At 39.8% G+C, this 8,135-nt stretch carries 5 protein-coding genes; 3 read left to right on the forward strand and 2 right to left on the reverse strand.

All coding sequences use genetic code 11. From position 1 onward, the window contains the following. Positions 1–341: 341 nt before the first annotated feature. Positions 342–2,285: an exodeoxyribonuclease V subunit alpha gene (gene recD, locus HMPREF0027_RS08665; RefSeq protein WP_005624287.1), complete on the reverse strand. Its 1,944-nt coding sequence runs from the start codon at positions 2,283–2,285 to the stop codon at positions 342–344. A 126-nt stretch (positions 2,286–2,411) separates the two neighbouring features. Here recD and alr point away from each other — a divergent pair, with 126 nt between their 5' ends. Beyond that, positions 2,412–3,536 (forward strand): alanine racemase, encoded by a 1,125-nt coding sequence (gene alr, locus HMPREF0027_RS08670; protein WP_005624289.1) that lies wholly within the window; start codon positions 2,412–2,414, stop codon positions 3,534–3,536. An 84-nt stretch (positions 3,537–3,620) separates the two neighbouring features. Here the strand turns inward: alr and sodA are convergent, their stop codons facing one another. Beyond that, positions 3,621–4,262, reverse strand: coding sequence for a superoxide dismutase [Mn] (sodA, locus tag HMPREF0027_RS08675; RefSeq protein WP_005624290.1), 642 nt, complete (start codon positions 4,260–4,262; stop codon positions 3,621–3,623). A 395-nt stretch (positions 4,263–4,657) separates the two neighbouring features. On the opposite strand from sodA, the gene thrA reads away from it, so the two are divergent. Both thrA and thrB read left to right on the forward strand, forming a co-directional pair. Continuing rightward, the gene (thrA, locus tag HMPREF0027_RS08680; RefSeq protein ID WP_005624293.1) at positions 4,658–7,114 is read left to right on the forward strand and encodes a bifunctional aspartate kinase/homoserine dehydrogenase I; all 2,457 of its coding nucleotides are present in this window, start codon (positions 4,658–4,660) and stop codon (positions 7,112–7,114) included. Then, the gene (gene thrB, locus HMPREF0027_RS08685; protein WP_005624295.1) at positions 7,114–8,064 is read left to right on the forward strand and encodes a homoserine kinase; all 951 of its coding nucleotides are present in this window, start codon (positions 7,114–7,116) and stop codon (positions 8,062–8,064) included. Before thrA ends, thrB begins: the two co-directional genes overlap by 1 nt. Positions 8,065–8,135 lie beyond the last annotated feature (71 nt).

The following is an 8,135-nucleotide window of genomic DNA, read 5'->3' on the forward strand; positions in this document are numbered from 1 at the left end:
TTAACTGCTTAAGCTTAGTTTCACTACTCTATAAATTAAATTAAATTAAAAAACAATTTAATCTAAAAGTAAAAATGAATTTCTAGTTAGCACTTTTATCAAGACTTCAAAATTAAAATATTTTAACTAAGTCAATCAACAAGTGCCCACACAGATTGTCTGATAAGTTGTTAAAGAACAAAAAGAAACGACGCACTGCATATCAATCTAAATCGTTCACAACAGTGCGTCGTTGTGTGAGGTGCATTATAGAGAAATATGAAATCCTTGCAAGTACTTTTTTCAAAAAAATCTTGAAAAAGTGATTAAGAAAACAGATTTAATACAATTCGTGTATTAAATTAGCTAAACATGTTCTTTAATTGTTCTTGCAAGCCGCTTTGACGTTGTATACTCGCTTTTACACCTAACTTCCACACTTTTTCTTCACTAAATAAAGTAAATGTCTCTTTCGCACGAGTGACTGCCGTATAGATAAGTTCTTTAGTGATAACTGACGCACTGTTTAACGGCATAATAAAGAAAGTATGCTCAAACTCGGAACCTTGTGATTTATGAACCGTCATGACGTATGCAACTTCATGTTCAGGCAAACGACTAAGCGACAAACTTAAGTGGATATTTTCTACTTTCGTATCGAAATAGACTCTTAGCTGATTATGTTCATCCGGTAAAATGATACCGATATCACCGCTATAAATATTATTTTGAGGGGAATTTTGTGTAATCAAAATCGGTTTTCCCGCATAACTGTCACGACTGAAAGCGAAATTAAGTAGGTGAGCTTTTTTTAATGCTTCCGCAATGCTCTGATTTAAACGCTCACTGCCTAATTCACTCACACGCAAAGCAGATAAAAATCTCACTTTCTGAAACGCTTCAAAAATTTCATTCACAGAGATCTTATTCGGATTACTCTCGCGTTGCTGTACTAATTTTAGATACACCTGATAGTACTCGACAGCTTTCTCAACCACTAAATTGACACAATGCTGAATCCACTGGCGTTTTTCCGTAAATTGAGTAGTACTAGGATATTCGATACAGGCTAAATCCGTTTGGGATTTAGTAAAAATCCGCCAAGACTCATTATCTTTCTGCTGATTCACTAATGCAGCCAATTGCCCGATACCAGAATGCTCACTAAAGCGATGACTTTTTTGTAAATGGCAAAGCGTGTCACAAATAGGTAATACGCTTGCTTGTTCACTCAACGAATAGCCTGTCACTTTATATAAATAATCGCAATGTGCCGAGCTGTATCCTAGTTGCACAAACTCACCGAGCTCTCCCATTATTGCACCAGCTTCTACTGAAGCAAGCTGATCTTTATCGCCTAAGATGATCAAACGTGTACTCGGCTTTAATGCATTCATTAATTTTTCCATCAATGATAGGTCGATCATCGATGCCTCATCCACTACTAATAAATCAAGATGTAATGGATTTTTCGCATGGTATGTCGGTGTATCTGAATTGGGATGCACACCGAGTAAACGATGAATCGTTGAAGCATACGTAGGAATCTCAAATGTAAGTTGCATCTTTTCAAAGCTATTACTAATTGATTCTTTCAAACGTGCCGCCGCTTTACCGGTTGGTGCAACCAGCGCAATATTAAGTGCGGATTTCTGCTGACGATATTGGCGAGTCTGTAAGGCAACTAATAATTTAGCGACTGTCGTTGTTTTTCCTGTTCCCGGACCGCCGGAAATCACACAAAAACGTTGACGCAATGCTGTGGCAACCGCAATCTTTTGCCAATCAATTTCTGTTGTTTTTTCTGAGAAAAGTTCGGAAAGAATTTGTTTGTCCAAATCAATACTTGCAAACTCTTCTGGAAATTCGACCGCTTGTTGTAAATACCGGGCGATGTTATGTTCCGCCTGCCAATAACGGTAAAAATAAAATAAACCATGCTGAAATAGCATTGGGGCGACTTGCATCGGAGAATGGCTAAATGCAATATGATCATGCAATATATCTTGCCATTCAAGCGGTGAGATTCCGCCTATTTTTTGCAAAATCTCAATCTGAAAATCACGATCTAATTTTTTATGTTCCAATCCAAAAAAAGATTGTGCAGCATTTGAATCTAGTCGTAATGCGCTATGTCCTTGCATAACATGATATGAAAGCAATGCGGCTAATAAAATAGCGAGGTTTTGTTGCTGTTCATTATAATAGTTGTACGCTTGCTGCTTATGCGCAATCATTTTGGCAAATTGATAATTTAGTTCAGAGAGATGATTTTCCGCTTTAAGCGTTTCGAGGAGTGTTAACATTGCTATCAAAATAAGAACGAATACATACTCAAATTATCTAATTTTCATTATCCATTGTCCATTTATTCTCATCGAGCGTATAATTGCCGCTCATTATTAACAATTTACCAATAAAAAGTGAAACAAATGAAACCTGCTACCGCTACCATTAGCCAGTCTGTGCTTCGACATAATATTGAACTCATCAAGACTTTCGCCCCTCATCAGAAACTTCTCGCAATGATCAAAGCTAATGCTTATGGTCAAGGCTTGTTACCTGCTGCCGGAGCATTAACTGATTTAGTGGATGGTTTTGGCGTAGCACGTTTACGTGAAGCATTAGAAATTCAAGAAACCGGCTATACCGGTAAAATTTTACTGGTAGAAGGTTTTTTTGATCGTGAAGAATTGTTAAAAACGCTCTCTCGCCGTTTTGATACGGTTGTACATTGTTTAGAACAATTGGAATTACTTGAACAAGTTGCACAAGAATGGCAGCAAGAACAACAGAAAGGCTTTTGGAAGCGCAAAGCGAAAATTTACTTTCCGGTCAATGTTTGGTTGAAGATTGATACAGGTATGCACCGTCTTGGCGTTCATCCCGAACAAGTCGATATGTTCTATCAACGTTTACAAGCCTGTCCTTTAGTTGAAAGTATTAGCTTTGTCAGCCATTTTAGCCGAGCAGACGAACCTGATTGCGGTTATACCGAAAAACAAATCGCTACGTTTGAAGCGGCAACAGCGCCCTATACAACGCACGAACGTAGTATTTCAGCCTCAAGCGGTATTTTATATTGGAAACAAGCGCATTATGATTGGGTGCGCCCCGGTATTATTATGCACGGTATTTCTCCGCACTATACGCCAATCACTGATTTAGGCTTCAAACCGGTTATGACTCTCGCATCTTCTTTAATTGCGGTGAGAACGCATAAAGCAGGCGAACCGGTCGGTTACGGTGGTGCTTGGGTGAGTGATAAAGATACGAAATTAGGCGTGGTGGCAATGGGTTACGGTGACGGCTATCCTCGCAATGCACCAGAAGGAACGCCGGTTTTAGTAAACGGACGTATTGCTCCAATTGTCGGACGTGTTTCAATGGATATGTTGACGGTTGACCTTGGTGCGGATAGTCAAGATAAAGTCGGTGATGAAGTGATTTTCTGGGGCAAAGATCTGCTAATCGAAGAAGTCGCACAACATATCGGCGTAATCAGTTATGAATTGATTACCAAGCTTACACCAAGAGTAATCTTTGAATATAAGTAATCCATATAATAAGCGGTCGTTTTTACAAAAAATTTTGCAAAAACGACCGCTTGTTTATTGTATATCTTTGAGTAATTTACTCAATTATTTTGCACAACCGCAGTGTGAACCGTTTTCTTCGAAACGACGAGCCGCTTCGTCCCAGTTTACTACGTTCCAGAATGCTTTAATGTAGTCCGGACGACGGTTTTGGTAATTTAAATAGTAAGCGTGTTCCCAAACATCTAAACATAAAAGTGGGTAACCAGAAACGCCTGCAATTTCTTTACCCATTACCGGGTTGTCTTGGTTTGCCGTTGAAACAACCGCTAATTTACCGTCTTTAACGACTAACCATGCCCAGCCTGAACCGAAACGTGTTGCTGCCGCTTTTTCAAATTCTGCTTGGAATGCTTCTACTGAACCGAAATCACGAACGATCGTATCTTTTAATGCGCCTTGTAAAGTTGTACCTGTTTTTAAACCTTTCCAGAAAAGCGTGTGATTTACGTGACCGCCAACGTTATTACGTACCGCTGTGCGTTTTTCAGCCGGAACTTGGCTTAAATCTTTAATTAATGCACTTGGGCATTTTTCTAAAAGCTCTGGGTGAGCTTCTAATGCTGCATTTGCATTATTTACGTATGCTTGGTGATGTTTTGAGTGATGGATTTCCATCGTTGCTTTATCGAAATGTGGCTCTAACGCATCATAAGCGTAGCCTAATTCTGGTAATTGATATGCCATTTTAGGGTCCTTTTTGTTAGGTTAGTTAAAATCAGGTGCAATATACCAAAAAGCGTTTAGAAAAGCACCATTTTTTAATCTAAATCAAAAAAATGTTATTTTTTAATCTTTTTACTCCTTTCTTGTTATAATCGAACATTATTTCCGCAAAAAACCATTGACAAAGCAAACGCTTTCCCCCATTCTCTCCATACATCACCGTTTTAATTAACTATACAGAAACAGATAATATGAATCGTTTTATCATTACCACCGGCAACACTATTACCATTATGTATAAAGCATAGTGCGGGTGTCTGTACCAGTAAAACGGAAAGAATTAACCAAACCCGCATTATAAGCGGGTTTTTTTATATCCAAATTTGCAAACATCAAACTAAACATCAGGAGAAACTATGCGAGTTCTTAAATTTGGCGGTACATCGCTTGCTGACCCGGAACGCTTTATCCAAGCGGCCGATATCATCGAAAAAGCACACTTAAAAGACCAAGCAGCAGGTGTGCTTTCTGCACCGGCTAAAATTACCAACCACCTTGTGGCGATTGTTGATAAAGCAATTATTGGCGAATCTTTCGAATCCAATCTCAAAGAAGCAACTGAAATCTTCCACAACATTATTAATGGTCTCTATGCAGTAAATAATAATGTGGATCGTGATGGTTTATTAGCTTTAGTCGCAGCGGAACTAACCCAAATTCAAGATGTTGCGAGCGAAGCGGCAAAAACAAAAGCATTGCCGGATAATGTAGCGGCAACCATTCACTGCCGTGGTGAAAAATTATCGATTGCCATGATGCAAGCTTGGTTTGAAGCAAAAGGTTACGATGTTACTCGTATTGATCCTGTTGAAAAATTATTAGCTCACGGTAGCTATTTAGAATCATCGGTAGATATTACCGAGTCAACCAAACGTGTTGATGCCAATTCAATTCCAAAGAAAAATGTCGTTTTAATGGCGGGCTTTACCGCTGGTAATGAAAACGGCGAACTCGTATTGCTTGGCCGCAATGGCTCTGACTATTCTGCTGCGTGTTTAGCTGCTTGTTTAAAAGCGGATTGTTGCGAAATTTGGACGGACGTGGACGGTGTTTATACCTGCGATCCTCGCTTAGTACCGGAAGCGATTTGTTTAGAATCAATGAGTTACCAAGAAGCGATGGAACTTTCATACTTTGGTGCGAAAGTGATTCATCCTCGTACCATCGGTCCGTTAGTGCCGTTAAACATTCCGTGCTTGATTAAAAATACCGCAAATCCTGATGCAAAAGGCACATTAATTGATGGTAACGTAGCAACCGACAGCTTAAAAGTGAAAGGTATTACTAACCTTGATAACGTTGCAATGTTTAACGTTTCGGGTTCTGGTATGCAAGGTATGGTCGGCATGGCTGCTCGCGTATTCTCTACCATGTCAAAAGCCGGTATTTCAGTCATCTTAATTACCCAATCTTCTTCTGAATACAGTATTAGCTTCTGTGTACCTGCAAAATTTGCCGAAAAAGCGACCGCTTGTTTAAATGCAGAATTTGCTCAAGAGCTTACAAACGGCGATTTAGATCCGATTGATATGATTCGTGAGCTTTCAATTATTTCGGTAGTTGGTGATGGTATGCGTACCGCGAAAGGTGTTGCTGCTCGTTTCTTCTCATCACTTGCGCAGGCGAATATCAGTATTGTTGCGATTGCACAAGGTTCATCAGAACGTTCGATTTCTGCAGTAGTTCCGATGAATAAAGCGATTGAAGCGGTAAAAGCGACTCACCAAGGTTTATTTAGCAATAAAAAATCAATTGATGTCTTTCTCGTTGGGGTTGGTGGCGTTGGCGGCGAATTAATTGAGCAAATCAAACAACAAAAAGATTTCTTAGCAAAGAAGGATATTGAGATCCGTGTATGCGCATTAGCAAATGCCGACAAAATGTTACTGAATGAAAATGGTTTAAATTTAGATAACTGGAAAAGCGACTTAGAAACGGCAACTCAACCTTCTGATTTTGATGTTTTATTATCATTCATCAAATTGCATCATGTAGTTAATCCGGTATTTGTTGACTGTACCGCTGCACAATCTGTGGCAAATCTTTATACCCGTGCATTAAAAGAAGGTTTCCACGTAGTAACGCCAAATAAAAAAGCGAATACAGGGAGCTATCAATATTACCAAGAGCTTCGTGATGCAGCTCGCCAAGGTCAGCATAAATTCTTATACGAAACAAATGTAGGCGCAGGTTTACCGGTAATTGAAAACTTACAGAATCTGCTGGCTGCCGGTGATGAAGTAGAAAAATTCGAAGGGATTTTATCCGGTTCACTTTCATTTATCTTCGGAAAACTAGACGAAGGCTTAAGCCTTTCAGAAGCAACTTTAATTGCGAAAGAAAAAGGTTTCACTGAGCCGGATCCTCGTGATGATCTCTCGGGAGCGGACGTAGCGCGTAAGCTGTTAATTCTTGCGCGTGAAACCGGTTTAGCATTGGAATTCGATGATATCGAAATTGAAGGCGTATTACCGAAAGGCTTCTCTGAAGGCATGAGCAAGGAAGAATTCTTAAAAGTATTACCGGAAGTCGATGCGGAATTTGCTCAACGTGTTCAAGCAGCAAAAGCGGAAGGCAAAGTATTACGTTATGTCGGCTCAATTACCGGCGATAAATGCCGTGTAGCAATTGAAGCGGTCGATGAAAACCATCCGCTTTATAAAGTAAAAGACGGTGAAAATGCGCTTGCATTCTTAACCCGTTATTACAGCCCGATTCCACTCTTATTAAGAGGCTATGGTGCAGGAACTGATGTAACTGCCGCAGGTATTTTTGCCGATATTCTTCGTACACTCCAAGGAGGCGCAAACTAATGACAATGTTACGAATTTATGCTCCCGCTTCTAGTGCTAATCTTAGCGTAGGTTTTGACTCTTTAGGTGCGGCAATCTCACCGATTGACGGTTCGTTACTCGGTGACGTGGTACAAATTGAAGATTGCGAAACCGCCTTTGAATTGGAAAGTGCCGGTTATTTCGTACGCAAATTACCGAAAGAGCCACAAAAAAACATCGTTTATCAAGCCTACGTATTATTTAGCGAACGCTTGAAATTACGAGGTGACTCAGTCAAAAATTTACGCCTTACCCTTGAAAAAAATATGCCGATTGGTTCCGGTTTAGGCTCAAGTGCTTGTTCAATCGTAGCGGCATTAGTTGCGTTAAATAAATTCCATGATGAGCCTTTCTCAAAAATGGAATTATTAGAAATGATGGGTGAATTAGAAGGACGTATTTCCGGTTCAATCCATTACGATAACGTCGCACCGTGTTATTTAGGCAGTTTGCAGTTAATGACTCAATCGCTCGGCAATATTTGCCAAACCATTCCGTTCTTTGATGAATGGTATTGGGTATTAGCTTATCCAGGCGTGGAAGTTTCGACTGCAGAAGCTCGTGCGATTTTACCGAAAAACTATACTCGTCAAGATATGATTCAACAAGCACGCTATCTTGGCTCATTTGTGCACGCTTGCCATACGCATCAAGACGTATTGGCTGCAACAATGATGAAAGATCTGATTGCTGAACCGTATCGTGAAAACTTGTTGCCAAACTTCCCAGTTGTACGCCAAGGTTGCAAAGATTTAGGTGCATTAGCGGTAGGTATTTCAGGTTCCGGCCCAACAATGTATGCAATCGCTCCGGATTTGGAACACGCTCAAAAACTGCTTGCTTACCTTGAAAAAGAATATCTGCAAAACAACGAAGGATTTATCCATATTTGTAAAGTCGATAATCAAGGTGCACGAGAGTTGAAATAATTACCCGCCAATTTAGTTAGTTACAAGCGGTCTAATTTTGCAAAAAATTTGGGGATAGTGGACAAAATTAA

The organism is Actinobacillus ureae ATCC 25976 (assembly GCF_000188255.1).
In the GTDB taxonomy this organism is placed as follows: Bacteria; Pseudomonadota; Gammaproteobacteria; order Enterobacterales; family Pasteurellaceae; genus Actinobacillus; species Actinobacillus ureae.